We start from the raw sequence: 26,785 nt of genomic DNA, 5'->3' as shown, positions 1-26,785 counted from the left end.
AAAACCACCTATGTAATACTGAACCCCGATGTTTCGGGACAGGTGTTGTCTTACCACCTATAAACTGTTTGTTCGCTGAAAACCTTTAATAGACCTGTAATAAATTCAGGATGCCACATGGATATGTTATAACAATTCTGTGAAATATTTTGCTACTTAAAATAGTTTTGTAAAGAGACGTTTTAATGTATGAAATTATAACTATAAACGTTATCGGATATAGACAACTCTTTATAAAACCGAACTATTACTTTAAAAGTTTTAAGCAATTGGTATATTAATTCTGATGCTGTTTTATGTCTTTTCCGATATATTCTATTAAATATACCTTTTATGGAATCACATATTAACAAAAAGAGGCTCCTTCAATACGTTTTAATTCTTGGTATCGGGTTAATGGGCTGTGCAAAATCCATGAATCCCGACATTGAACGCGGATCAGACTATAATTTCAGGGATGGCTATCCCGAAGTTCGTTTTTCTGCGATAGGGTTAATTGACCAGCAGGGAGATCCCCAAATCGATATTGCAGCTGATATAGTACTGGGAAGCCTCATCTATAATAAAGAAGGCGACAAGTACATTTCTAACGTCACTATTAATGTTCAGATTATAAATCAAACGAACCCTGATAATGTGATTGGGTCAAAGCAGTATAACATTGATATCGAAAGAGAAGATCCCGATATCGTATATAGCCAGCAGATTTATACCTTCGAACGCGAGCTTGACGTAGAGCCGGGACGATACACCATTAATTTCACCCTCACAGATCAGAGCTCGGATAAAAAGATTACGCATTCTACTGAAACCTACCTTCCGAATCCCGAAAATAATGTATCTAACCTCACGAACATTCGGATGGAAGGGAAAAATATGAACTCAGAAAATCCGTCTTGGTCCCCCATTACCACCTATGACGTGCCCGGCCGCGTGGATTCATTAAAATTTGTATTCCAGGTGACCAATAATAACTCCAGTGAGCCTCTAACAGTAGATTCACAACTACTCCGTTTCAAATCGGATACTACGTATGCCCGACCGATGCATTACAATAATTACAGCCCCTCGAGCATCCAGTACAAAGGGATTGATTATGACGAAGAAGAAGTTATTCAATCTACCCAGCGTAAATTGATAGAGCCGGGAAATGTACTTATTGAATTTACCTTTGGAAATCAACGGCGTGGTAACTACCGGTTTGAAGTCCAAACCAATATTTCTTCTGAGGAATCTGGAGACGCATATAAAGCCCGTGATTTTGCGGTCAAAAGTAAAAACTATCCTGCAATAAAGTCGGCTCATGAATTGGCCCAGCCACTGGTTTACCTTATGGGAGAAGATGAGTACAAAGAATTAATGGCTATTAACGACACCGATTCCCTAAAAGCTGCTGTTGACCGATTTTGGTTAAAAAATATTGGGAATAAGAGTCGTACCAAAAGCGTAATCAAAAAATTCTACAATCGGGTAGAAGAAGCCAATAAACAGTTTTCAAACTTTAAAGAAGGCTGGAAAACCGATCCGGGCATGATGTATATACTCTTTGGCCCCCCTTGGTACGTTGATGAACGGTTAGACGAAATGAAATGGTCTTACTCATACAACAGATCTGATCCCGACAGAAATTTCTATTTTTTTGAACCCAGAAACAAAAACGAATTCTTCCCTTTTAATCACTACATTCTCAGGCGATCACAATCGTACTTTACCCTCCAATATCAGCAGATAGACCTTTGGTTGTCGGGACTTATTATGCGGCGGAATTTATAAAGTGATTAAGTAACTAAGTGACAAAGTAACAGAGAATAGTTGCGAGAGAGTTGTACTCTCGAGTAATCAAGGGAGTACAAGCATAATAGATGCCCCAGCCGGCCTATATTTCAAAACTTTAGCATAACAGGGATCGGAATGACAATCTGTTTAACATTATTTATGATTCATCCCGACTAAGCGGACTGGAAATCTCCATTACAGCATTATTATCTAAAAAAGAGGTGTCATTTCGATCAAGTCCCGAGCCTTTGGGACGCGCGGAGAAATCCAGCATGCCAACATACTTACTTAGTTACGAGAGAGTTGCACTCTCGAGTAGTCAAGCTAACGGGAGTACAACTCCCTTGAAACTATAATCATCATCCCATTAGTCAGCATGATAGATCCCTCGGCTACGCTCCCCGTAGGACAGGACACGGTGGGATGACACTGTTTTTAAAACAACGGCCGGTCATTCTGAGCGAACAACATGAGTCGAAGAATCTCCTTGAAATAGGCTACAAACGAACAGGAAATGATCCATTAGATCTTACGCGACCCTTATGGCAGAAGATTCCTCGATTCCGCTGCGCTTCACTCGGAATGACCGCTTTTTAGGAAAACAACGCCCGGCATCGCAAACGAAGTGAAACGTAGCGTGGCAATCTCCCAACAAAGCCCGTCATTACGAACGGTGCGAATGTAATGAGCGAAGTGTGGTAATCTCCCAGTAATAGACTACTCATGTGTGAGGGTCAGCCCTTTAGATCCTACACGAATTGCCATCAGGAGATTACATCGGTCGACAAGCCTCCCTCGTAATGACAAGTTTCTATTATTATAGGAGTTCTTCATACAAATCCCGCCAATCAGGATTCAAATCCTCGATCAAATCTATTTTATCCTGTCGTGAACCTGCCTTAATTTGCTTTTCCCGATCAATAGCATCTTGCGGATGGTCGTATTCTTCTATATAGATCAACTTGGTACAGTTGTAACGCTTGGTGAACCCTTCTAAAAATTGCTGCTTGTGCTGCCAGCCTCGTTTGATAATGTCGCCGGTCATACCAGTATAAAGAACCGTATGGTGGACGTTGGTCATTATATATACGTGATATGTTTTAGCCATAAGAAAGTAAGACCCTTTCGCCTACTATTTCTTACGGTTTTTATTAAAAAATAACAACGGCTGTCATCGCAAACGAAGTAAAACGCAGCGCGGCAATCACCCATCAAAGCCTGTCATTACGAACGGAGCGAATGTAATGAGCGAAGTGTGGTAATCTCCCGTTAATAGCCTTGTGTGAGTGATAGCCCTTCAGATCCTACGCGATCCTTTCTCGGGAGACTGCCACGGTCGGATCGTATAACGATCCTTCCCCGCAATGACACTTCATTTTAAAACAACTTCAGGTTGCAAGTGCATTTGGGAAATCTTCCTTATTCCAAGGTCAATCGCTATGGGGAGATTACCGCGGTCGGCCAAGGCCTCCCTCGTAATGACTGCTTCTTTTAAAAAACAGCGTATAGTCATTCTGAGCGAATAACATCACATAACACCCGATTCTCTACTTATGACTGCGTGAATTATTGGGAGGGGCTCACTGGCAATGTAAAAATTATCCAAATAGTTACAGTTGTTTTGAAAGGCTTCTTACCAGCCTGTGACTATGGGCTTATAAGCACAGCAACAGAGAGTAAAAACGTATTCTTCTATTAGTTGCGAAAGGGTTGTACCCTTGAGCATTACCATTACGGGAGTAACAACTCCCTGATAACTAAGAAGCACACCATAAACAGCGGCTAAAAGCGAAGGAATGTTATAAGCTACAAGCCACAAATGATGGACAAAACTATGAAAAACGACTATGGCATCAAATAACGGGGAACGTCAGAACAACCTTCAATGCTATTTTTAAGACCTGCTTTAGTTTCCACCCCCATTCACAAATTATTTAAGCGCAACGTAATTACAAGTCTTCAATAATGATCAGTACAGGAAAAATCACTAAACCGGCTCAACACCTTCACTCCTTTAAACAGCTAAACCCGCCGGATTGCTTCGGCAGGTTTATATATCGTAAATAAAAAAGCCGCCCCGAAAACGAGGCGGCTTTAAAAATAATTCCAGAAGAAAAAGTTATTTATTAATAACCTTCATTCTGTGAAATATTAGAGTTTGCTCGGATTTCAGAATCCGGTATTGGCAGTGCAGCACGATAGGTGCCATAGTTCAGAGTACCTCCGGTACTAGCGCGATAAGATTCACTATCTCCCAAAGGAATATCACGACCGGTTCTTATCAGATCATAAAGGCGATGCCCTTCCATGGCCAGTTCAAGACGGCGTTCGGCAAGAACATCATCTATATCAGCAGGATTGGTCGCAACGCTATATGGAGAACCTCCATTATATCGATGTTCTGCTAACATATTCAGTGCTTCTGTCGTATTGTTAGCCAATGTAGCACCAGAACCACCTTCGGCAATAGCCTCAGCATAGTTTAAGATAACTTCCGCGTAACGAATTACACGTACATTTTCAGCACCTGTTTCGTCGGTATATTTACCCAACATTCGATATCCATCTATTGTAACGGGACCAAGCAGGGTTTGAACTTCATCACCGGGTTCCCCATAGAGGTCAAGCCGAACATCATCCGAAGCATGGGCGTTATATAAATCTTCGCTAACTTCTACGTCACCGTAATTAGTAGGTCGGTAGATTCGCGCGATATTGTCTGTACCCAATGCATCGGTATCAATAAAGGCAACTTCAAATAATGACGCCGGGCCTTCACCTGATGCCCAGGTTTCCACCAGCTCACCGGTGGGTGTAACAGAGAAATTACCGCTATTGATTATTTCTTCCGCAATCGGAATTACCTGATCATACTGTTCAGTATAAAGGTAAAAGCGGGTCTGAAGTGCGCGTACGGCCCAGTAATTCAAGGAAGTCGCATTAAATGATCCTGGATCTAACCGTTGTGCTGCACTGTTAAGATCAGCCTCGATATTCGCCCAAACATCAGCGATTGCATCCCGAGAAGGAGCAAATTCATCGCTATCAGCATAGGTCGTAACATACGGCACTCCATCTGAGGCATCTCCTCCACTCACATATTGCTGACCAAACGCCAACAACAAGTTCATATGAGAGAAAGCCCGGAGTGCGTACGCCTCACCTTTTATAGCTTCGACACCGTCACCTTCCAACTCAGCACCAAGTGCCAAATTAGCAGTTCCGATAACTTGGTAAAAATGCTGCCAAGCACCAGAGGCATATCCGCTGTTCACGGTAAATATCATCTGGTCATGATTAACAAAACGCCCGGAATTACCATTTGAAAAGGCGTTGTCAGACATTACATCGCCGGCTACATAAAAGTCACGGCCGTACAAGTCCACATCATTCAGGTAGTCATAACCACCATTAACTACAGCTTGAAGGTCACCAACAGACTGGATAACCGTCTCTGTAGGTTTGTTCTGGTCAACAGAAGGCGATACGAAATCTTCGCAACCACTGCTAACCCCTGCTACAACGAGCAGTACTAATAAATATTTAGTTATGTTCTTCATTGTTAATTTTTTTAGAAATTAGCTTTAACTCCGAAAGTAAGGGTCCGCATAGGCTGAGCACTCAAATCAGTAAATCCATCTGCTTTCTGCTCTGGGTCATATTGAAGCTCCTCATCAAACATGTGTGTCCACAAGTTTCGACCAGTGAAATACACTGTAGCAGACTTCAATCCAACATTTTCTAAATATTGGGTAGGAATGTTATATCCTACATTGAGTGACTTTAAACGGATATGATCGCCATCATACAAATACCGAGAGGAGGTGTTGTATGCGTTATTATTACCACCCGCAATAGGCTTCGGATTTTGTGCATCCGTATTTTCTGGAGTCCAGTAGTCAAGTGCTGTTTCGTACTGTCCAAAAGCACCGGCTACACGTCCATCTGATCTCATATAGAAAGCCCAGTTGTCGTAAATCTTATAATCAAATGAGAAACTGAGGTTTGCTTGCGCGTAAAACCCAAACACATTTATCCGGGTGTTAATACCACCGAATTGGTTCGGCTGTGCATTCGCACCTTGATAGTAGCGATCAGCTTCGTTATAAGTGTTTGTCGTTGTACGACCTCCGTTACCGTCATCCATGTACCACAACGGATCACCGTTTTCAGGATCAACACCAGCCCATTCTCGCATGTACCAAGAATCAACAGCATACCCCTCAACCCCACGATATCGTGTTCCTGTGGTTAATTCAATGGGATCACCATTTAGGTCAAGAGGCAAGTCAGTAACCTCATTTTTAATGAGTGTCAAGTTACCGCCCAGGTTCCAGCTAACATCACGAGTATTTACGATGTTTGCGCTAAGTTCCATTTCAAAACCTTGATTGTAGAGCTCACCGCCGTTGATAACTTGTGAAGTATGTCCTGTTGTTCGAGAAAGGGGAACATTAAACAGAAGGTCTGTACCATCCTTGCGGAAGAATGTAACCGAACCATCAATTCTATCGATAAGTTCAAACTCAAGAGCTATATCGAGTGAGTTTGCTTTCTCCCAAGTCAAGTCAGGGTTGCCAAGTTGTGATAACTGTATATTAGGCCTTCCATTATAAGCACCAAAACCAACGAGTCGTTGGTAGTTGTTAAGCCCAATATCAGCATTACCGGTAACACCGTAAGAGGTTCGGAGCTTTAAGTAACTAAGCCAGTCAATATTCTGAATAAATTCTTCTTCAGAAAGGATATAACCGACACCAACAGACCAGAACGTACCCCAGCGCTGTTCCTCAGAAAAGCGCGAGTTACCTTCACGTCGTAAACTTAAGTCGGTTATGATCTTGTCATTAAAGGTATAATTAACCAATCCTGTAAATGACTGTACAGCCCAATCAGTTGTAGAACCACCAACAAATTGTGGGGAGGCGGTTGTATTTAGGTTATACAGATTTTCATAAGCGACTCTTTCACCGTAAGCCTCCATGTAGTATTGATGGTTTTTCTGGCTTTCAGAGATCAATCGGACGTCAAAGACATGGTCTTCCTTAGGCTGGAATGTATAATTCAGGTTGTTACGCCATACGTAATTTAGATTCCGAGTCATGATATCATCTACAGCTCCACCTATATCAGCACCATCACCATAATTGAGGTTATCATAATACTTTTCTTCAGTCAAAATATAATCCAGAGAAAAGTTCGATGTAAATGATAGGTTTTCTAAGATCTGGATATCCAAAGTGGAATTATTAATAACCCTGGAATTTCTTTTACGATCTATATCGTTATTCTGAGTATAAACCGGGTTAAAAATAGATGTACCAAAGTTTTCAATTTTGGGCGATCCATCCTCGTTAAAGGCTTCACTTGTTGGAGGGATAAAGTATTCCGCCAATACAGGGCTACCGAAATACCCGGCCCCTTCAAGCACACCATCCTGCTCTACGAAAGAACCCGTGAAATTATTGGTAAAAGTAACTCTTTCGTCAAACTCATGATTAAAATTAAACTTTCCAGAATACCGATCTAATTCAGAACCGATATAAGCACCTGCCTGCTCAAAAAGACCACCTGAAACATAAAACTGAGTTTGCTCGTTTCCACCTTGGGCAGAAAGGTTATACTGCTGAGTTACAGCGTTATCATTAGTAACGACATCTCCCCAGTCAGTACCAGTTCCTTCTTGATCCCAAAAAACTGATGGTGGATAATTAAGTCCCGCATTTTGATATGCTTCTGCTGACCATTCAGCCCATTGCTGTGCATTCATCGCACCGGGTCCTTCAACGGCACGGTTGCTCCAACCACGTTTCACATCAACCGTATACGTAACGTCGCCAGCTGATCCGCTTTTTGTTTGAATCACAATTACACCGTTGGAACCGCGCGCACCGTAAGGAGCAGTAGAAGCGGCATCCTTCAACACCGTAATTGATTTAATATCAGATGGACTCAAGGTTGCCATCAGGCCGAATGAACTAGTAGCAGTGGATGCAACATTATCATCCCCGCTTACTACAGGCACTCCGTCAATTACATATAGTGGAGACGTACCGGCATTAATGGAACTAATTCCACGGATACGTACATCTTGTACCGCACCAGGGGTACCTGAAGATGCAGAAATATTTGCACCGGTAATTGACCCTTCCATGGCCTGGTCAATAGATGTTACCGGAATGTCCTCAAAATCATCAGAACTTACCTGAGAGACAGAACCGGTAAAATTACGTGAGGAATACTCACCATAACCGGTTACAACGACATCCCCCAACTCAGCAACATCGGTTTCCATTTCAACGTCAATTGTTGAGCGACCATTAATAGGAATTTCTTGCTGGACATAACCAACAAAGGAGAATCTCAACACGCCATCAGACGGAGCGTCAATTTCATACGTACCGTCAGGACCTGTTGCGGTTCCCCGGTTAGTTCCTTGTAACATAACTGTAACTCCCGGCAGCGGTTCGCCATCTTCTGCAGCCACTACGGTACCGGAAACGGTAACGTCTTGTGCAACTGCCGAAGAGACAAACAGAAAACCGAAAGCACATACTAATAAAGATAGTACCTTCAACTTCATAATTAGATAGTTTTGGATTAGATAATTAGCCCTCAAATGCCGCCGACACAATAACGTATTAGCCATTGTGAAAAGAGCAACATCGGAAGGAGTTTATTTGTGTTAAGATACATTGATTGATCAATGCATCTTAATTTCTTATTAAATTCGAATAAAAGAGCAACCTTTTTTTTCTAATAGCCTTACTTACCAAACGCCTGAATAATTTTTCTGTAAATTTATAATGCATCAAAGAAGTGTAATTTATTCCCACTGAACTTTCCTACGTTAACAATTCGCCAACTACTTGTCAACTAAAAATTTTGTGTTTTTTACCCGTGTTATTAAGTTGCGCTAATGAAAGTAGATGATTTATTAATAAGTTAAGCTTTATCCAGCTGCAATCATACCATTATGTTCAACTCATTGCGAATATTTTTACTTTTCTTAACATTTGCTGGAACAATATTTTGCATTAGCTGCAGTAGTTCCAGTCAAATTAACGCTACACAGCAGGGGTCAGATTTTACGTATCAAGCTGGTCATCCCGAATTTCTTATAAATGCTTTTGGGTTTGTTGATGAAGAACAAGGACCTAAACTGGAAATTACTGCTGATATTATAAAGGGAAGCCTGATTTATGGCCAGGAAAATGATTCACTCTACGCAAATATTGCAATAGATGTTCAGATTATTGATCTGGAAAATGGCGAAAATATTATTGACAGTAAGCGTATTACCAAATCAGTTGCCAGCACTGATGAAAATATCACCAACAGTCGCGAATCCATTACTATTACCCATTCCAAAAAAGTATCTCCCAGTAGCTACAAAATCTCAGTTACTGTTACGGATCTAAACTCCGAACGTAAACTTACCCAAACCACTGAAACCTTTATCCCCGAAACTGATCAGGGGGAGTTTACAATCAGCTCTATACAAATGTATGGAAAAGAGGCTGAGGATGATGCTAACTGGTCTCCCATTACCGGATATCATGTACAAAGCAATGTAGATTCACTGCGTTTTGTTTTCCAGGTTATTAGTCCCCAAACAGAACGGCCGATGACGATTGACAGCCGCCTTGTGGAATTTAAATCGGATACTGGATTGCCCCGATCGATGACCCGGAACAATTACAACTCATCATCTATTGAGTACAAAGGCATCGATTTCGATCAACAATCTGAAATTCAATCTACTCGTCGTGTTCTTTCTGATTACGGGAATGTATTTGTTGAATATAAATTTGCCAATCAAAATCGGGGAAACTACCGTTTTGAGGTAACAACAAAAAAAGAAGGAGATGAAAACGACCAGTTTAACGGACGTGCCTTTGGAATTAAAAGCCCAAATTTTCCGGCCGTAAAAAACACGCGAGAGTTAGCTCGTCCGCTTGTCTACCTGATGGGATCAGATGAGTATGAATCGCTCATGGAAATCTCTAATAATGACTCCTTAAAACAAGCCATAGATCGCTTTTGGCTCAAAAACATTGGCAATAAGCAGCAAACACGTCAGGTAATTGAGTTGTATTACACCCGTGTTGAGGAAGCTAATAAAAAATTTTCCAACTTTAAGGAGGGATGGAAAACCGACCGCGGCATGATTTATATTTTATTCGGTGAGCCTTTCTATACCAGAGATCGGCTCAGAACTCTCACCTGGCATTACTCCTATAATCTTCAAGATCCTGAATACCGTTTTCAATTTGTACAACCACAATTGAATAACAAGTTCTATCCTTTCGACCATTATTTATTACAACGTCAGAATTACTATCACAGCAGACAATACATCCAACGGGATTTGTGGCTAAGTGGACGTATTTTAGAGCGACAGATTTAGGCAAATAGTTATAAAGTTAAAGAGTAACAAAGTAGTGGCGGTAATAAACTAGTTTTGAATTTAAAGTGGTATTATAATTCCTAATCCCACAGTTACGAGAAAGTTGTACTCTCGAGTAACGTTGCCATCGGGAGCACAAATCCCTCTGAACTTTATTACTTTTTTACCTAATCCCACCCTGTCATCTCGAACGTTAGTGAGAGATCCTTGTTTTAGGTAAATAGTAATAAGCTAAAAATAAAGATTTCTCATTCCGCTTCGCTCTATTCGAAATGACAGCCTTGTTATTCTCCTGTCATCTCGACCGAAATCCCAAGTGATCGGGATGGAGTGGAGAAATCTGTAGAAGCTTATAAAGAAAGATAAGGCATGATAGATTCCTCGACTCCACCTTGTTGCTCTCGGAATGACATCTTGATAACCACCCAGTCTTACTTTGCAACGTTCAGGATTAAGCCACCCCCTATCGGATAGCTGCAGTGCTATCCGATAGATTTACAAGTACCCTCTTCACCCATCCGATGGCAAATTCAGCCATTGGATGGGCACTCGATCTTACTTAGCAACTTTGTTTCTTGTAGCTTTGTTACTCTTTTTACTTAATCACACTTTACACAATACTGCGGGGAATACGAGAAGGGATCTGAACCAGTACTTCATAATTCATATTATTTCGCATTTCACTAAAAGAAGAAACCGTTATCTCCTGTTCTCCCTGCTTACCAATAATAACTACCTCATCTCCCTTTTGAACATCAGGAATATCCGTAACATCCACCGTCAGCAAATTCATGTTGACTAATCCGGCTACGGGCGCACGCTTACCATTCACAAGTACAATGCCCACGTTTGTTAGATTACGACCAAACCCATGCGAGTAGCCAATGGGAACCGTAGCAATCGTTTCATCTCGACCGGTTAAATAAGTATTGCCATATCCCACAAACTCACCGGCAGGAATATCCTTTGTACTCATTACATTACTTTTCCAACTTAACACACGCTCGAGGGGATCTTTGTGCTCTTTATTAATATCCGGGTACTTCTTAACAAAGTTCATATAGGTTTCCCGGTTCGGCCAAAAGCCGTACTGTGCAATCCCAAAACGCACCAAATCCATAATCGTATCCGGGTAATTCAGCGCTGAGGCCGAACAGGCTGTATGGCGACGCTTGGCCTCAATACCTTGTTCTTCAAACCATGAGCAGTACTCTTTAAAATTCTCAATCTGCTCTTTAATCCGCACATAATTACCCACACTTTCGGCTCCGGCGTAATGAGTACAGATGCCATCAACCTGCAGGTGCTCACTATTCTTTTTAATGATGTTAACTGCATCTTTAAATTGATCACTTTCCAATCCCAGACGATTCATTCCCGTTTCCAGATGAAGATGTATCCGCGCCGGCTTTCCAAGACGCTGTGCCTCCCTAACGGAATTTTTCAAGCGATCCAACTCAAACACAAAGAATGAAACGTCACGCTCGATAGCCCATCCCAATGCTCCGTTATTAATCATGCCCATAATCATGATATGGGTATCGTCCTCGGTACTTGCCCGGACCGCCTGCCGGGCTTCGTCAGAACTAAACACCGAGAAGTGACGGACACCACATTTCTCCGCCATAGGCACAAAGTGACCTATACCATGTCCATAAGCATTTCCTTTAATAACCGAACTAAACACTACATCCTTGCCAATATAATCCTTCAGAAAGCTGATATTTTTCTCGAAAGCTTGCTTACTTAACTCAATCCATGAAGGATACAACTCATTACTCATGATCTGTCTATCGTTTCGTTTATTATTTGTATGAACATTGATATGCCGCTGGCGATAATCTCATCGGGAAAGTCATAGTTCTGGGCATGCAAAGCCGGATGACTTTTTCCTGCACCTAATCCAAACATTGCTCCTTTATATTTCCCGGTAAAATGACCAAAATCCTCCGACCAGCTAAATGGTTCTTCTTTGTGATGTATTTCAGATCTGTTTTTACTGGCTGCGGCTTCAATAATTTCTACTGCTTCAGTATTATTTACAGTAGCAGGAAACTCCTCAACCCACTCAACATCAATCCCAAGATCAAAGGTATCTGCATACCCTTCTGCTATTTGGATGCAATGATCTTTCAGCTTTGCTAATAACTTATCACCATAGGTTCGAAGCGTAGCCATCACGGTACCCTGCCCCGGTGAAGTCCCAAAAGCACGTTCGCCCACTGCAGCATGAATAACGGTTACTTTAGCTGATTTTTCCAATGGTACTTGAAACTGTGGAACTGCCGAAAATGACTGTATTGTTTGCGCTACTGCCAACGCCGGACTGTTCCCTTCTTCGGGATGTGCGGCATGAGCCGTAGCTCCATCAAAGCGAACAATCAGACCCACAGAAGCCGCTGCAAAAGTATTCTCTTTAACAACAATCTGGTGCTTTTTAAAGCCCGGCAAGTTATGAAGGGCAAAGCAGTAATCAGGTGCTAAGTCCTTAAATTGTGAGTCCCGAATTACACGTGCTGCCCCTTCTCCGGTTTCTTCAGCCGGCTGAAACAGAAGAGTAACCTTTCCCGCTTGCAGTTGCTGCTTTCCCAATAGTTTTGATACCCCGGCAACGATGGTCATGTGTCCATCGTGACCACATTTATGACCGACGCCCTCCGTTTTAGATTGGTAGTCGGCTTCAATATCATCCGAGATTGGAAGCCCGTCGAGTTCGCAACGAATCATTACATGCGGACCGGGCTCTTTTGAATCATACGTTACCAGCAAACCAGACCCCCCAACATTTTCCTGCAGCTCATCGGGATTGGTAGCGGATAAAAAATAAGAGATAATTTCTGCTGTTTGCTGTTCTTCTCCCGATACCTCGGCTGCAGCATGCAGCTGATGACGCAACCTTTTTAATTCAGGCAGAAGTGGTTTTATATCAAAATTGAGGGGCATACCGCAAGTTCCTAAATCACAATTTGTGCAAAGCGTAAGTAGTGGATTTTAAAGCAGAATTGCCAATTCAACGTTCTTCGGGAGTACAACTCCCTCTGAACTGGTGGTGTTGAACAAAAAACGGAGTAATAATTGTAAGCCATCACAAGTTGCGAGGCCAACAAAAAAACCGTTGCGAGAGAGTTGCACTCTCGAGCAACATGGAATTATTAAAATAAACTTTGTAAGGATAAGACTTCTTAAGCCTCCTACTTATAAAAAGATTTTCTTATGGGCTCATGGAAAATATATCCAGATACTAAATATTATTTTTGTACTACCTCTATTACAAGCTGGTATCCTGTTTTTACAGAAATAGAATACTTTTCTATAATTATTGACAGCTTAGCGTACTGTCAAAGAAATAAAGGCTTATTGCTCCATGCATATGTAATAATGCTTGACCACATACATTTGATCATCTCTGCAATTGATTCTAACTCCATTCCAGATATTATTAGGGATTTTAAACGCCATACTTCCTCTGAAATAAGTTCTTTACTCAAAACAAATAATCAGAAAAATGCTTTAAGAATTTTTGAAGAAGCAGCCATTGGGTGTAAACACAATCAAGAATACAAAGTCTGGCAACCGAGTTACCATCCAATCGCTTTACAAACAGAATACTTTTTCAAACAAAAACTCAACTATATTCATCAAAATCCTGTCAAAAAAGGATATGTTCATGAGCCAGAACATTGGAGATTTTCCAGTACTGGAAATTATGGCGGTCACTATAATGTGGCCATAAATATTGATAAACTATAAATACTATAACCAATAAACATCGTTTCTCGGGAGTTCAACTCCCTCAAAACTAAGTTTTGATACATTCTGTTATAGTATGCTATCACTGAGCCCTATGTCTTTCTGGAATTCAACTTTCTCCAAGAGAATACAACTCCCTCTGAACTGGTGGTTAGTTCTGCAAGAGTACAACTTCCCTCAGAGCTTATTTAGTTAACAATCTTGGCAACCATAGCTATCACAAGTTGCGAGACCAACAAAAAATAGTTGCAAGAGAGTTGTACTCTCTCGCAACAACTCAATACAAATCTCCCAAAACTATTCTGGGATCGGGATAGGTTTGCAAGGCCTCTTCCCTATCTTCAGGTGCTACAACTCCCGGCATATCAGCTTCCTGGGGATCTTCGACTGAAAGCTGAAAATGAAGATGTGGCGCCCAACCTCCGTTAACCTCCTGACTTCCAAGCGTGGCTATTTTTTGGCCTTTTTTAATTTCTTCTCCAATCGAAACCATCGCAAGAGATTCCTTCGACAAATGTCCGTAAAGAGCGTAAAGGGATGAACCATTTAGTTCGTACTTAATTACAATCGTGGGACCATAATCTCCGGGCTGATCATTATTCTGGATATACACAACTTTCCCATCCCAAAATGAAAAAACCGGTGCTCCCGATTGCGTCCAAATATCGACACCTATATGTACATTCCGCTCATTATGAAACATTGAATCCAAGTACATATTAGAGCGCTTTTCATTGTATTTACCAATTCCCCACTTTTTTGACCGAATAAAATCGGCATCGTATCCCTTGGTAAAATCAAATACAAATAGCTCATCCCTGTTTTCGGGATAATCCATTACCTTGGCAAAATTATAATCGGAGTATGTAATCATTGCAGTTCCTCAAGTATTTATGGGATAGATATACCTAAGTTGTACAGGGACTAAATTCACCCTCAAACTATTATCCAAGTCCAAATACTACAAGCAGGTGGGTCGCCAAACTACTCCTCTACGATCTTATCGATGTAGTCAGAGTTCATGATTCCCAATGCTCCCATATATTTCATGCGAAAACGAATAAAATCACCTACTTCGTAACCGGCTTTGTTATCACCTACATCCAAAATAAGCATATCTGAGCTGGCATCGGCAATTTTTACATTATCATCCATATTAATCAGATGATCGGGATTAATATCGAGATAACCGATATCCAGAATAGCCCGATATGATGTTTTGCCATATTGTTCTTCATCAATATCAGCAACTTCACCCTGGGGATTCATACCCAGATCTCCACTCGGCACTTTGGGCTTTTCAGCAATTTCAATGACTTGAGAATACAATTCCATGACATCATTGTGCATGCCTTCAATAGTGCCATCGGTAAATAGGTTCTTCCCAAAAAAGAGAGCTTCTCCCACTCGAAAATGATTAACACCGCTTGGCAGCTGGTTCCGCAAAAGAAGAGGAATAGTCACCGTAGTGCCTCCCGATACCAACGGAATTTTCTTATCAAAGCGAAGTTCAATAATCTGCTTGTACAGCGATAGCTGAATAAGTTTATCCTCATCCGGCATCACACCATGCATGCAGTTCAAGTTCGCCCCAATACCAATAACTTCGATATTGGTAAGCTCAAACACCTTTTCATAAAAATCGATGAGGTTTTCACGGATCACCCCTTCACGCAGGTCACCCAGCTCAATCATAATAATAACCTTGTGAATTTCATCCTGTTTCTGTGCCGCTTTTGACAGGGCATGCAGCGTTGAGAGCTCTGTATTCAGGCTCACATCAGCATACTTAACCACCGAATCTATAATATCTTTGGGCGGTGGCTTAATATAGGTAGTAAGTGTATCGGGATCGATCTCTTTGATCTTTTTGAGATTGCTGATGCGGGAATCCAGCATCTCCCCGATACCAAGGTCTGCCACCTCTTTCAAATATTCCTCATGCCCGCAGAGCAACTTGGTGGTAATCCCCCACTTAATATCATTATCCTTGAAAAGGGTATCCAGGTAATTATAATTATGACGCAGCTTGTCTCTATATAATTTTAAATAGGCCATCCCTATTTGCTAAGTCGCATTTCAAGATATTTATTCGTAAACCCGTATTTCTCATACAGATATTTGGCAGGATTATCGGGTTCAACATGGAGCGCAATATCTCCTTCTGTTGCATCAATAATACGCTCCATCAACTCTTTGCCAAGGCCTTCTCCGCGATAATCGCTATGCACGGCAATATACACCAAAATATGCTCGGGAATAAATCCCCCCATATTGGTATGATTAATAATAACAGCTCCCACAATTTGATCTTTTTCGTGAGCAACTAATATAAAACCGTCTTGTCCTTCTCCATCTCCGTAAGCATAAGCAATACTTGATAAGATATGTTTTTTTTCATCTCCAAATTCATCCAGATGCTCGTAAAGAAAATTGGCAATATCCTCTCGACCAAAGGTCGTCGGGTTTTCGATATCAGAGTGTATTAAATCGAATTCAATCATTATTCATTAATAGTATTAACATTATCTACTGATTTATCAGTTATATTCTCGGTATTTTCATCGGGAAATGCCAACGAAACGACAACAAACACAATTGCCGATACAGTAATTCCAAAAACATTGGCATCTAACCCGGCTGGCAGATTTTCCAAAAATATTTCCAATGAAACTGTTGTAGATCCTCCAAAAATCATGGCTGCTATAGCTCCAATGCTACTACTTTTTTGCCAATACAGAGCGCCAATAATCGGAACAAAAAGACCCGATACCATAAAGGCATAGGAATACAGCATCAGGTCAAGGACATTCGTCATTGTTGTAGCAATTAACAGGGCAAATGTTCCAATTACAAACGTTGTAATCTGCGAAAACCGTAAGAAAGTATCGCTATCATGATCAATATCTTTGAAATAGCCAATTATATCGGAAACCACATTGCCGGACGCGGCCATCAGGCAACTATCTGCGGTAGACAAAATAGCCGAGAAATAGGCGCTCATCATAATTCCCATAAGACCAACAGGCAGTACCGTGCGAAGCAGCATTGGCAGGCCAGTTTCGGGATCGGTTTCGGATACATCGGCAGCGCCCAAATATGCGAACATGCCTTGTTCGGCTCCAACTTTGGCAAATAATCCTAATGATACACCCATAAACGCCATAATGGGCCATTCAAAAACACCGGCCAGATACCATGCTCGCTTAGCTGTTTCCTCATCATTACAGGCATAGATGCGCTGATAGAGCGTCATCCCTACGAACCAGATAGGTATAATCGTTACAGTCCAATAGATAACATCCTGCCAAGAAATATTGGTCATGGAAAGCAAGGCCGGATCCACCGTTTTAGAAATCGCCTCCCATCCGCCAACAGCTGTGTACGAAATGGGTATGCCGATAAAAATAAGTCCGATCATAAGAATCGCCCACTGCACGGTATCAGTATAAATAACCGCTTTAAGTCCACCCATTACGGTGTAAAGCACGGCCACTGAGCCCATAATAATTAATGCCGTTTGCAAATCCAGATCAGCAAATGTACCGGTTGCCAACTTAGCACCAGCTAAAATCTGTGAGCTTGTAAAGCCCGCATAACCAATGGCAGAAATAATTCCGGCAACCAGTGCTACTTGCGGTGTAAAATAGTATTCAAATACTTCGGGAAAAGTAAAGGCTTTATCAAAAACGGGGTTCCCTTTTACTTTGGGGATAAGAAAAACGGCTGCCAGCCAAGCACCGAGCAAGCCGGTAAAAAGCATCCACGAGCCCGATAAGCCCATTACAAAACCAAGACCGCCCAAGCCGATGGAAAAACCACCGCCCACATCAGTTGCAACAACCGAAAGGCCTATATGTAGGCTGGTCATATTACGTCCGCCCACATAATAATCATCGGCTCCTTCATTTCTCTGAAGAAAAAAGACACCGAATCCCAACATTCCTACCATGTATAGGAAAAAGATCGTCAGGTCAATCCAATGCATATCTTGTTACTCTGTAATTGGACTTTCATTTACATTTAATAAAAAAACCCTTGAGCCATTACACTCAAGGGTTCCTATTTTATGATGGGTTAATATACCTTATAAATGTTGTATAGTGCAAACCCTTTGAGGATTACCATAACTTACTTTTTGAGCAACTTGAAACTGGTTGTGTTTTCAGGGGGTTATTTTCCTGAGTCTTCGCCTCACCCTTACTGCCTGACTTAAATTCAGGCTGGTTCATATCTTCCTTTGGCGAAGAAGTATTTTCTGAATCATCTAAATAAATAGCTCCCTCATGATAGCAACCTTTCTCCAGGTATACGTTGGGAGCCTGAATATCCCCCTCTACCCTTCCATCTTCTTTAATCAAAATTGAAGAAGATGCTTTTAAATTTCCAGCAACTCTACCCTCAACAATGATACTTTTGGCAAAGACATTTCCCTGAAAGAAAGAGAATTTACTAATAAACGTATCATTATCGTCCACGCTGAACCACTCACTTAAGCTTTATCCATTACAGCAATAAGCGTATTGGCATTCCCCATATCAATGCCAACCGGGGTGCTCTCATCTTCGAACTGCATCGCCGTATTAAGGCAATATCCTTTGACGGCCATCTGTTCAGGTTTGTCAGGTACTTCAACACTTAAAATACCGTCATACTCTTCAGTGATACGATTAGTAAGTTCAGTAAAATAAGCCCCTCCTCCCACAAGGTATATTTTTGAACAAGTTGCAAAATCCGAATCTTGGAAAGAGTTGGCCAGCGCCGGGCGAATGATATTTTCAAAGTATGATTTGAGCACCTTCCGGCGAATTGCAGTAAGATCTACCGAACGTTTATCAACAGTAATTTTGCCATTTTGAAATGCTACATTGAGCTGATGCTCTGTCTTAAAACCAAGATAATAATCTTTTTGCAGCTCTTCTTTCATCATGTTTACAGCATATCGCATGCCGTGAGTACTGGTAGCCGTTCGGCGAATAATTCCGTTTGTAGTGCTTACCACTCCTTCCATGGAACCGTATCCCAGACTTATCACAAAAAAGTCGTCATCTTCTTCGAGGTCGTCACCATATCGCAATGATATTACACTACCTGCAATTTCAGGAATCACATCGACATTTCGTAATTGAATAGTAGCAGCCTGCTTACCGGTGGCTCCATTTGTAGCAAAAGTAGAACTGTCATAAAGCACATCAAACGACTTTGTAAGCCGCTGCTTTGCCATATCACTGTGCTTCTGATACATCTCAAAAGGAAAGCCCATCGTCATCGAAAAGTCGCTGCCCGCTTTTTGCTGAGCTAATAACAGCGCCGCTTGAAATAAAACATCGAAATCTAATTCCCCGGGGGAAGTATTAATTAAGCGATGAGGGGACAACCCTTCTTGAAGAGCGAGTTTACCAATCATATATGATTCGTCGTTGTAGTCAATTTTAAGCCCACTTAACAAATCATTACTGACTCTACTCAAGTCTGATCGTGTCGATTCATATACACTTGGAAATACTGATATATCCATCATAATAAGAATTTAATTGCCATGACTTCTGGCCTATATACCAACCAGGTAATTTTTAATCTTTATAATACTGTAACAATCAATTGTACCTGCTTCGCTCAAAGATTGCTACGAGATATATTTTTATCGGCCAAGAATATGAATACTTAAGTGTCTGATATTTAAGTATCATCTGATTACTATTGGATCATAATTCTGATATCTTATCCGGAGTCAGGATTACAATGCACCTGATCCTATAAAATCTTATTTCTCTTCCATTAATTAGATTCTATCTTTTACCGATATTATTAATCCTTAATTTCTTTTTCCAAGATGACTACTACTCAAAAAGCTATTGAGCTCGAAGACCAATACGGCGCCCATAATTATCATCCCTTACCCGTTGTGCTTTCTGAAGGCGATGGGGTATACGTTTGGGATCCGGAAGGGAATAAGTATTACGATTTTTTGTCGGCATACTCAGCAGTAAACCAGGGCCATTGCCATCCTCGTATTATTAACACGCTAAAAGAACAAGCCGAAAAATTGACACTTGTTTCTCGGGCCTTTCACAGCGATCAGCTCGGAGCTTTTGAAAAGTATATGCATGGGTTGTTCGGATACGACAAGCTTTTGCCAATGAATACCGGTGCTGAAGGGGTGGAAACAGCTATTAAACTTTGCCGAAAATGGTCATACGAAAAGAAAAACCTGACGCCAGAAAAAGCAACGATCATTGTAGCTAAGGGAAATTTCCACGGGCGAACAACCAGCATTATTTCATTTTCCAATGATCCGGTTGCCCGCAAAAATTTTGGGCCCTATACTCCTGGTTTTGTTTCTATACCCTACAACGATTTAGATGCTCTCGAAAAAGCATTACAAGAGAAAGATGTAGCCGGTTTTCTTGTAGAACCCATTCAGGGCGAAGCCGGAGTTGTTGTTCCGGATGACGGATACCTTAAAAAAGCTTCGGAGCTCTGTAACAAATACGATACGCTTTTTATTGCTGATGAAATCCAGACGGGTATTGCACGGACAGGTAAAATGTTATGTGTAGATCACGAAGATGTTCGCCCCGATATTGTAATTTTGGGTAAAGCCCTATCCGGTGGAGCTTATCCTGTTTCAGCAGTGATGGCTGATGATCATATCATGGAGTGCCTGCGCCCCGGTGAGCACGGCTCTACTTATGGCGGAAATCCATTGGCTTGTGCAGTTGCCATGGAAGCACTTAAAGTGGTAGAAGATGAGAACCTTGCTGAAAACGCCGATCAAATGGGTCAACTTTTTCGAGAGGAAATGAATAACCTTGTGGAAGAATCAGACTTGGTAAATCTCGTTCGGGGGAAAGGGCTGCTGAACGCTATAGTAATAAACGATTCTGAAGACAGTGAGACGGCTTGGAATATTTGTCTAAAACTGAAAGAAAACGGACTGTTAGCCAAACCCACTCACGGAAATATCATTCGTTTTGCTCCACCATTGGTAATGACCGAAGAACAGCTTATGGATTGTATTTCCATTATTAAAGATACCATTCATTCATATGAAAAGGTGAAGGTTTAAATCGTAGACTAAAATAATTAAAGCCCACAGATCAATCTGTAGGCTAAATCTTGTTGTAGTTCGACAGATACAGCTCGTAAAAGCTATATTATTTCTACTTGATTGGCCTAAAATAAAAAAGCGACCTTCTGAATATCAGAAAGTCGCCTTTTGGTAGTGGCGGGGGGAGGATTCGAACCTCCGACCTCCGGGTTATGAGCCCGACGAGCTACCAGCTGCTCTACCCCGCGATGTGAGTCGGTAATAATAAGGCTTGACATGGGTAATTGTCAATAGTAAATTCAAAATTCTTTCCCGGTTAGACTCCGACACATAAACACTAATTAAATACTATTAGGAGGCTTATGTCCACGAATAATACAGTTGCTCCCGCACAAGTGCACAACATTTTACAAAAACATATTTTAACCGACGGCTACGATATTGTGCTCGACCTCGATAAGAGTGAAGGCACCTATTTATACGATGCGAAAACGGGAGAGCGTTACCTGGACTTCTTCACGTTTTTTGCCTCCAATCCACTGGGAATGAATCATCCACAACTGGCCAATGAAGAGTTCCGTAATAAAATTGGAAAAGTGGCTATCAATAAACCATCGAATTCGGATGTGTATACCGAAGAAATGGCTGAATTTGTGGATAACTTTGATCGCGTCGGCATTCCGGATTACCTACCCTACTCCTTCTTTATCTCCGGTGGAGCACTGGCTGTCGAGAACGCCCTGAAAGTGGCTTTCGACTGGAAAGTACAAAAGAACTTTCAGAAGGGATATCGTCAGGAAAAAGGACATAAGGTACTTCATCTCGAACAGGCTTTTCACGGTCGTACCGGATATACGATGTCTTTGACGAACACTGATCCCAAAAAAGTAAAGTATTTTCCAAAATTTGACTGGCCGCGAATTATTTCACCGGCTATGACATATCCCGCTACGGACGAACGCATCCGAGAGACGATTGCAGATGAAGAGCGAGCTATTGCCCAGGCAGAACGTTATTTCGAAATGTATGAAGATGAAATCGCCTGTATCATTCTTGAGCCTATACAGGGAGAAGGTGGCGATCGTCATTTTCGCAAGGAGTTTCATCAGGCACTAAGGGATTTGGCGGATAAACACGAAGCGCTACTCATTTATGATGAGGTTCAAACCGGTGTTGGACTAACCGGAAAATTCTGGGCACACGAGCACTATGTAAAGCCCGATATTTTGGCGTTTGGCAAAAAGGCGCAAGTATGCGGAATTCTTGCCAGCAACCGCGTCGACGATATCGAAACAAACTGTTTTCATGTTTCCTCACGAATCAACTCAACCTGGGGCGGCAACTTGGTGGATATGGTTCGATTCGGTCGTATCCTACAGGTTATTGAAGAAGAAAATCTCGTTGAAAATGCCGCTACCGTTGGTACCTACCTACAGGATAAAATCCGCAATCTGTCCAAGCAATTTGAACACGTAACGAATCCACGAGGAAAAGGACTTTTCTGTGCTGTTGATTTTCCTAATGCTCATGCCCGAGATTCGGTCATCAAAGAATGCTTTAACAACAATCTTATGATTTTATCCTGTGGGGAACGAACTATGCGCTTTCGTCCACCGTTAACTGTTAATAAACGGCAGATCGAAGAAGGCGTTGATATTATCGAAAAATCCATCAAGTCAGCAATGGATCAATGTCCGGCTCTTAAATAACAGGTTGCCAACAGTATCAGTTAGCAGTGTAAACATCAAAGTTGAATACTGCTAACTGCCAACTGTGTTACACCATCTGATGTGATTCGGGCTGAATCGTAATTTCGTTAAGTACGGATCCCTCTGGTTGATTGGCAGCATAATACACCGATTTAGCCACCTCTTCGGGGGTAAGCATCTTGTCTTTTTGCACGCGCATATCCACTGTATCACTATCCCACATTGGGGTATCCACACCGCCGAGATGCATAAGCGTAAACTTGACACCGCTGCGCTTGTGTTCTTCGACTAATGATTTGGTAAACCCTGTGACTGCAAATTTTGATGCCGCATACACCGAAGAATTTTTCATGGGATATTTTCCAACGCTGCCCGGAAACATAATCACGCGCCCCTTGTTTTCGGTCGCCATGTATCGTACGACAGTCTGTGTCACCAAAAATGTTCCGTAAATATTCACGTCCAGCATCTCTTTGGCATCATCCGGCTTGATATCCAACAATGGCTGAATAACAGCCGTACCGAATGCATTCACCAATACATCGATGGGACCCAGATCTTCGGTTACCTCCCGGGCCATTTTTGATACCGAAGCTAAATCTGTGACGTCAACGCCTATAACAAATGCATCACCGCCGGAACTGTTAATTTCTTTAGCAACTTTCTCAGCTTTGTCCTGATTTCGGGCAGCAAGCACAACCTTTGCACCAGCCTTTGCAAATACACGTCCACAGGCACTTCCTATTGCTCCCGAACCGCCAACTATAAGTACAATTTTATCTTCCATAGCACATTATTTTTTTAGCCGTAAATTTCTGCCAATCTAAACGGATAATTAATTTTTCAATCGTAAGGTAAATGAATAGAATTAATTGGACTTTCGTTCAAAAAAATTAGGCTGTCAGCAAAAAATTCACTAACAGCCTATTATATTATATCTTGTAAAAAGAACTTACGCTACCACATCATCCTTTTGCTTCATGGCTCGCTCAATAACGTTGTCGTAGATATTATACATCTCCTCTACCGACAAGCTTACCACTCCATTAATATTTAATGAAGTTGAATCAGTTACCTCTCCTAATTTTACAAAAGGTATATTGTTATCATTAAAGTGGGATTCGACATCTTTCTGCAATTCTGAATTGCAGCTCACAACCACTCCGGATTGGGCTTCACTGTAAAGCACTTCATGCTTATTTTCTCCAAGGTCGTCTGCCGAAACATCGGCTCCCTTTTCTGAGAACATTGCCATTTCGGCAAGAGTGGTCGCCAATCCGCCATCAGAAATATCGTGAACAGCATTCACAAATTGATTCTGAATGGCTTCCAACAGTGCAGACTGCAGACGTCCTTCAAATTCCAGATCAATATCGGGGGCATCGCCGGTCGTCAGATCAAAAACTTCGTGCAGATATTCACTGCCGCCCAGCCCTTTACGAGGTGCCCCAACGTAGTAAATGACATCAGATTCATTCTTAAACTCCGGCGTCATTCGATGATTTTCTACATCTTCAACAAGACCAAGCATTCCAATTACCGGTGTTGGGAAAATCGCCATCTCCGGGTTTTCGTTATAAAAACTTACATTTCCACCGGTCACCGGGGTATTGAACATCCGACACGCATCTCCCATCCCCGCAAGTGCTTCTTTAAACGTCCAGTACACTTCCGGCTTATAGGGATTTCCGAAGTTCAGACAGTTCGTAATTGCCATCGGCTTAGCTCCGCTGCACACCACATTCCGCGCCGCTTCGGCTACGGCAATTTGTCCTCCTTTTCGCGGATTTAGATACACATATCGTCCATTACAATCAGTCTTTACGGCCAGACCTTTTTTCGTGCCTTTAATGCGCACCACTCCGGAATCAGAGGCGCCCGGACCGTTCACCGTATTCGTGCGAACCATCGTATCATACTGCTCATACGCCCATCGCTTTGAGGCAATATTAGGCGATCCCAGTAACTGTTTAACAATTTCATTATGATCGTCGGGATGATCCAAAGAACTGATATCAAATGATTGAACCTCATCAAGATATTCGGGCTTTTTTGCCTCGCGTTTATACTGCGGAGCGCCACCACCAAGCACCAGACTGTCGGCGGGGATATCGGCTTTCACTTCCCCATCTTTGAAATAGGTCACATTTTCACCTTCCACAACCTCTCCAATCTCAACGGCATTCAGATCCCACTTTTCATAAATATCAATAATCTCTTGCTCGCGCCCTTTTTCTGCTACCACGAGCATCCGCTCCTGGCTTTCGGAAAGCAATAGTTCGTAAGCTGTCATGCCCTCTTCACGCGCCGGAACTTTATCCAGATCCAGCCGCATACCCACGCCGCCTTTGGCGGTCATCTCGGATGAGGAACAACTAATTCCGGCAGCTCCCATATCCTGGATACCAACAATGCCCCCATTCTTAATTACTTCGAGCGTAGCTTCCAGCAGCAGCTTTTCTGCAAAAGGATCGCCTACCTGCACACTGGGGCGCTTGTCCTCACTCTCTTCGCTAATCTCTTCGGAAGCAAACGTTGCTCCGTGGATACCATCGCGGCCCGTTTCTGATCCAACAATAATTACCGGATTTCCAACGCCCTCGGCAATCGCAGAGGCGGTTTGATCTTCTTTCACGATTCCAACACTCATGGCATTTACCAGCGGGTTACCTTCGTACTTCTCATCAAAATAGATTTCTCCGCCCACCATCGGCACACCGAACGAATTACCGTAATCGGCAATACCACGCACAACGCCATCCAACAGAAATCGAACACGGGGCGTATCCATGTCTCCAAAACGCAACGAATTAAGGCTGGCAACGGGACGTGCACCCATCGTAAAAATATCACGATGAATTCCCCCCACACCGGTAGCAGCACCTTCATATGGCTCAATAGCCGACGGATGATTATGACTCTCCACCTTGAATACACAACCAAGTCCATCGCCGATATCCACCAATCCTGCATTTTCTTCTCCCGCTCCCACAAGCATTTGTGGACCTTCGTTCGGCAGTTTCTTAATCTCGAGTATAGAATTCTTATATGAGCAATGTTCGCTCCACATCACTGAATAAACACCCAGTTCTGTAAAATTGGGAGTACGTCCGAGGTAATCTTTAATCATCTCGAACTCCTCTTCTGTCAGTCCATGATCTTTGGCTAATTCGAGTGTTACTTCCGGCTCCTTCATCTTTTTATCAGACATTACGTATTGGTATTGAGTGTTTGAAAATGAAGGTTTAAGGTCATCAATGAACCCTAAACCTTTGCATTCTAAATTTTTAGTAAATTTCGCAAAGCATTAAAATCATTAAACACATAGTGGGCTTTTTTATGCTTCTCCGATTCTCCATTTTGTGTAAACCAAGCAACATTCCATCCGAATTTCGTACCGCCTTCAACATCAGAGCTAAAGGAATCTCCCACGTAGAGTACCTTATCAGCATCTACACCAGCACGTTCTGTGGCAAACTCAAATACGTCAGGATGAGGTTTTAATACTCCGACCTCTTCAGAAATAACGGTTGTTTCTGCTGAATTATAAAGATCAAAAGCTTTAAACTTTTTTCGTTGTGTTTCAGCAAAACCATTTGTCAAAATTCCGACGGGATATTTTTCAACGACGTCATAATATGTTTCTTTGGCCCCGTCAATCCACTGCCAGTGGTTACGATAGCACTGCATATAATAGTTCCCTACCTCTTCATATAGAGTTGGATCCAAGCTGAGTTCTTTTAGCGTAAGTTCAAATCTGTTGCGCTGTAATTCCTCACGGCTAATTTTTGCCTGGCTATATAGGCCCCACTGCCTGCTGTTTACCTGATGATATACGTCAATTAATTTTCCGGCACTTATATTCTCAAAAATGTCAAAATGAGCATGAACATCTTTCAGACCTGCGGTTTCGGCTGATTTGTGATCGAGTAGCGTATCATCCAAATCAAAATAGATAAATTCGTAAGACAAAATTGTAGATATATAAGTTGAAAATATTTCGCTCAAAGATAGCAATTTGATTGCTAAGATTTAAAAATGATACCCTCAAAATATTTGTCCTTCTGTGTGATTCTTAAATTTTTGATT

20 protein-coding genes and 1 tRNA gene are annotated in these 26,785 nt (G+C 41.9%); 6 read left to right on the top strand and 15 right to left on the bottom strand.

The features are described from left to right. Window positions 1-333: 333 nt before the first annotated feature. The gene (locus ACQ4LT_RS09415; RefSeq protein WP_445665783.1) at window positions 334-1,773 is read left to right on the top strand and encodes a GWxTD domain-containing protein; all 1,440 of its coding nucleotides are present in this window, start codon (window positions 334-336) and stop codon (window positions 1,771-1,773) included. Between the two features lie 426 nt (window positions 1,774-2,199). Further along, a complete protein-coding gene (locus tag ACQ4LT_RS09410) occupies window positions 2,200-2,373 on the top strand; it encodes a hypothetical protein (protein WP_445665782.1) in 174 nt (57 codons plus the stop codon). Between the two features lie 220 nt (window positions 2,374-2,593). Here ACQ4LT_RS09410 and ACQ4LT_RS09405 read toward each other — a convergent pair whose 3' ends face one another. The 3 genes from ACQ4LT_RS09405 to ACQ4LT_RS09395 all read right to left on the bottom strand — a co-directional run bounded on the left by ACQ4LT_RS09405 (window position 2,594) and on the right by ACQ4LT_RS09395 (window position 8,359). Beyond that, on the bottom strand, window positions 2,594-2,884 hold the full coding sequence (locus ACQ4LT_RS09405) for a GIY-YIG nuclease family protein (RefSeq protein ID WP_445665781.1): 291 nt from the start codon (window positions 2,882-2,884) through the stop codon (window positions 2,594-2,596). 1,018 nt (window positions 2,885-3,902) lie between these two features. Then, on the bottom strand, window positions 3,903-5,336 hold the full coding sequence (locus tag ACQ4LT_RS09400; RefSeq protein ID WP_445665780.1) for a RagB/SusD family nutrient uptake outer membrane protein: 1,434 nt from the start codon (window positions 5,334-5,336) through the stop codon (window positions 3,903-3,905). An 11-nt stretch (window positions 5,337-5,347) separates the two neighbouring features. Next, complete coding sequence (locus tag ACQ4LT_RS09395) at window positions 5,348-8,359, bottom strand: SusC/RagA family TonB-linked outer membrane protein (RefSeq protein WP_445665779.1); 3,012 nt, start codon at window positions 8,357-8,359, stop codon at window positions 5,348-5,350. A gap of 393 nt (window positions 8,360-8,752) precedes the next feature. Between ACQ4LT_RS09395 and ACQ4LT_RS09390 the strand changes: the two genes are divergently transcribed. Beyond that, window positions 8,753-10,186, top strand: coding sequence for a GWxTD domain-containing protein (locus ACQ4LT_RS09390; RefSeq protein ID WP_445665778.1), 1,434 nt, complete (start codon window positions 8,753-8,755; stop codon window positions 10,184-10,186). A gap of 610 nt (window positions 10,187-10,796) precedes the next feature. On the opposite strand, the gene alr is transcribed toward ACQ4LT_RS09390, so the two are convergent. Both alr and ACQ4LT_RS09380 read right to left on the bottom strand, forming a co-directional pair. Continuing rightward, on the bottom strand, window positions 10,797-11,969 hold the full coding sequence (gene alr / locus ACQ4LT_RS09385) for an alanine racemase (RefSeq protein WP_445665777.1): 1,173 nt from the start codon (window positions 11,967-11,969) through the stop codon (window positions 10,797-10,799). Next, window positions 11,966-13,129 (bottom strand): amidohydrolase, encoded by a 1,164-nt coding sequence (locus ACQ4LT_RS09380; protein WP_445665776.1) that lies wholly within the window; start codon window positions 13,127-13,129, stop codon window positions 11,966-11,968. Before ACQ4LT_RS09380 ends, alr begins: the two co-directional genes overlap by 4 nt. Before the next feature lie 270 nt (window positions 13,130-13,399). Here ACQ4LT_RS09380 and ACQ4LT_RS09375 point away from each other — a divergent pair, with 270 nt between their 5' ends. Next, window positions 13,400-13,936: an REP-associated tyrosine transposase gene (locus ACQ4LT_RS09375; protein ID WP_445665775.1), complete on the top strand. Its 537-nt coding sequence runs from the start codon at window positions 13,400-13,402 to the stop codon at window positions 13,934-13,936. A gap of 277 nt (window positions 13,937-14,213) precedes the next feature. Here ACQ4LT_RS09375 and ACQ4LT_RS09370 read toward each other — a convergent pair whose 3' ends face one another. From ACQ4LT_RS09370 to ACQ4LT_RS09345, 6 genes are all read right to left on the bottom strand, one after another. Further along, window positions 14,214-14,810: a peptidoglycan DD-metalloendopeptidase family protein gene (locus ACQ4LT_RS09370; RefSeq protein ID WP_445665774.1), complete on the bottom strand. Its 597-nt coding sequence runs from the start codon at window positions 14,808-14,810 to the stop codon at window positions 14,214-14,216. A gap of 110 nt (window positions 14,811-14,920) precedes the next feature. Further along, on the bottom strand, window positions 14,921-15,994 hold the full coding sequence (locus tag ACQ4LT_RS09365) for an alanine racemase (protein ID WP_445665773.1): 1,074 nt from the start codon (window positions 15,992-15,994) through the stop codon (window positions 14,921-14,923). Window positions 15,995-15,996: 2 nt separating this feature from the next. Further along, window positions 15,997-16,440, bottom strand: coding sequence for a GNAT family N-acetyltransferase (locus tag ACQ4LT_RS09360; protein ID WP_445665772.1), 444 nt, complete (start codon window positions 16,438-16,440; stop codon window positions 15,997-15,999). Continuing rightward, a complete protein-coding gene (locus tag ACQ4LT_RS09355; RefSeq protein WP_445665771.1) occupies window positions 16,440-17,924 on the bottom strand; it encodes a sodium:solute symporter family protein in 1,485 nt (494 codons plus the stop codon). The genes ACQ4LT_RS09360 and ACQ4LT_RS09355 overlap by 1 nt, the downstream gene beginning before the upstream one ends. A 133-nt stretch (window positions 17,925-18,057) precedes the next feature. Beyond that, window positions 18,058-18,414 (bottom strand): bactofilin family protein, encoded by a 357-nt coding sequence (locus ACQ4LT_RS09350; RefSeq protein WP_445665770.1) that lies wholly within the window; start codon window positions 18,412-18,414, stop codon window positions 18,058-18,060. Window positions 18,415-18,428: 14 nt separating this feature from the next. After that, window positions 18,429-19,457, bottom strand: a complete 1,029-nt coding sequence (locus ACQ4LT_RS09345) for a ParM/StbA family protein (protein ID WP_445665769.1) — start codon at window positions 19,455-19,457, stop codon at window positions 18,429-18,431. Window positions 19,458-19,769: 312 nt separating this feature from the next. On the opposite strand from ACQ4LT_RS09345, the gene rocD reads away from it, so the two are divergent. Next, complete coding sequence (rocD, locus tag ACQ4LT_RS09340) at window positions 19,770-21,005, top strand: ornithine--oxo-acid transaminase (protein WP_445665768.1); 1,236 nt, start codon at window positions 19,770-19,772, stop codon at window positions 21,003-21,005. Between the two features lie 157 nt (window positions 21,006-21,162). On the opposite strand, the gene ACQ4LT_RS09335 is transcribed toward rocD, so the two are convergent. Then, a tRNA-Met gene (locus tag ACQ4LT_RS09335) sits at window positions 21,163-21,235 on the bottom strand. Between the two features lie 114 nt (window positions 21,236-21,349). Here ACQ4LT_RS09335 and lat point away from each other — a divergent pair. After that, window positions 21,350-22,696, top strand: coding sequence for an L-lysine 6-transaminase (lat, locus tag ACQ4LT_RS09330; protein WP_445665767.1), 1,347 nt, complete (start codon window positions 21,350-21,352; stop codon window positions 22,694-22,696). A gap of 67 nt (window positions 22,697-22,763) precedes the next feature. Here the strand turns inward: lat and ACQ4LT_RS09325 are convergent, their stop codons facing one another. The 3 genes from ACQ4LT_RS09325 to ACQ4LT_RS09315 all read right to left on the bottom strand — a co-directional run bounded on the left by ACQ4LT_RS09325 (window position 22,764) and on the right by ACQ4LT_RS09315 (window position 26,668). Continuing rightward, window positions 22,764-23,483, bottom strand: coding sequence for an SDR family oxidoreductase (locus ACQ4LT_RS09325; RefSeq protein WP_445665766.1), 720 nt, complete (start codon window positions 23,481-23,483; stop codon window positions 22,764-22,766). Between the two features lie 165 nt (window positions 23,484-23,648). Then, window positions 23,649-25,907 (bottom strand): phosphoribosylformylglycinamidine synthase subunit PurL, encoded by a 2,259-nt coding sequence (gene purL, locus ACQ4LT_RS09320; RefSeq protein ID WP_445665765.1) that lies wholly within the window; start codon window positions 25,905-25,907, stop codon window positions 23,649-23,651. A gap of 68 nt (window positions 25,908-25,975) precedes the next feature. After that, window positions 25,976-26,668, bottom strand: coding sequence for an HAD family hydrolase (locus ACQ4LT_RS09315; protein WP_445665764.1), 693 nt, complete (start codon window positions 26,666-26,668; stop codon window positions 25,976-25,978). Window positions 26,669-26,785 lie beyond the last annotated feature (117 nt).

This window comes from Fodinibius sp. AD559 (assembly GCF_052712805.1).
Note: the sequence above shows the minus strand (reverse complement) of the source record. Positions and strands in the feature narration are given on the sequence as shown.

Coding starts and splice junctions, on each gene's coding strand:
- ACQ4LT_RS09365 (WP_445665773.1), bottom strand. CDS start 15,994: ATGGCCTATTTAAAATTATATAGAGACAAGCTGCGTCATAATTATAAT.
- ACQ4LT_RS09400 (WP_445665780.1), bottom strand. CDS start 5,336: ATGAAGAACATAACTAAATATTTATTAGTACTGCTCGTTGTAGCAGGG.
- alr (WP_445665777.1), bottom strand. CDS start 11,969: ATGAGTAATGAGTTGTATCCTTCATGGATTGAGTTAAGTAAGCAAGCT.
- ACQ4LT_RS09370 (WP_445665774.1), bottom strand. CDS start 14,810: ATGATTACATACTCCGATTATAATTTTGCCAAGGTAATGGATTATCCC.
- purL (WP_445665765.1), bottom strand. CDS start 25,907: ATGTCTGATAAAAAGATGAAGGAGCCGGAAGTAACACTCGAATTAGCC.
- ACQ4LT_RS09360 (WP_445665772.1), bottom strand. CDS start 16,440: ATGATTGAATTCGATTTAATACACTCTGATATCGAAAACCCGACGACC.
- ACQ4LT_RS09410 (WP_445665782.1), top strand. CDS start 2,200: ATGACACTGTTTTTAAAACAACGGCCGGTCATTCTGAGCGAACAACAT.
- ACQ4LT_RS09325 (WP_445665766.1), bottom strand. CDS start 23,483: ATGGAAGATAAAATTGTACTTATAGTTGGCGGTTCGGGAGCAATAGGA.
- ACQ4LT_RS09395 (WP_445665779.1), bottom strand. CDS start 8,359: ATGAAGTTGAAGGTACTATCTTTATTAGTATGTGCTTTCGGTTTTCTG.
- ACQ4LT_RS09345 (WP_445665769.1), bottom strand. CDS start 19,457: ATGATGGATATATCAGTATTTCCAAGTGTATATGAATCGACACGATCA.
- ACQ4LT_RS09390 (WP_445665778.1), top strand. CDS start 8,753: ATGTTCAACTCATTGCGAATATTTTTACTTTTCTTAACATTTGCTGGA.
- ACQ4LT_RS09375 (WP_445665775.1), top strand. CDS start 13,400: ATGGGCTCATGGAAAATATATCCAGATACTAAATATTATTTTTGTACT.
- ACQ4LT_RS09415 (WP_445665783.1), top strand. CDS start 334: ATGGAATCACATATTAACAAAAAGAGGCTCCTTCAATACGTTTTAATT.
- ACQ4LT_RS09405 (WP_445665781.1), bottom strand. CDS start 2,884: ATGGCTAAAACATATCACGTATATATAATGACCAACGTCCACCATACG.
- rocD (WP_445665768.1), top strand. CDS start 19,770: ATGACTACTACTCAAAAAGCTATTGAGCTCGAAGACCAATACGGCGCC.
- lat (WP_445665767.1), top strand. CDS start 21,350: ATGTCCACGAATAATACAGTTGCTCCCGCACAAGTGCACAACATTTTA.
- ACQ4LT_RS09380 (WP_445665776.1), bottom strand. CDS start 13,129: ATGCCCCTCAATTTTGATATAAAACCACTTCTGCCTGAATTAAAAAGG.
- ACQ4LT_RS09355 (WP_445665771.1), bottom strand. CDS start 17,924: ATGCATTGGATTGACCTGACGATCTTTTTCCTATACATGGTAGGAATG.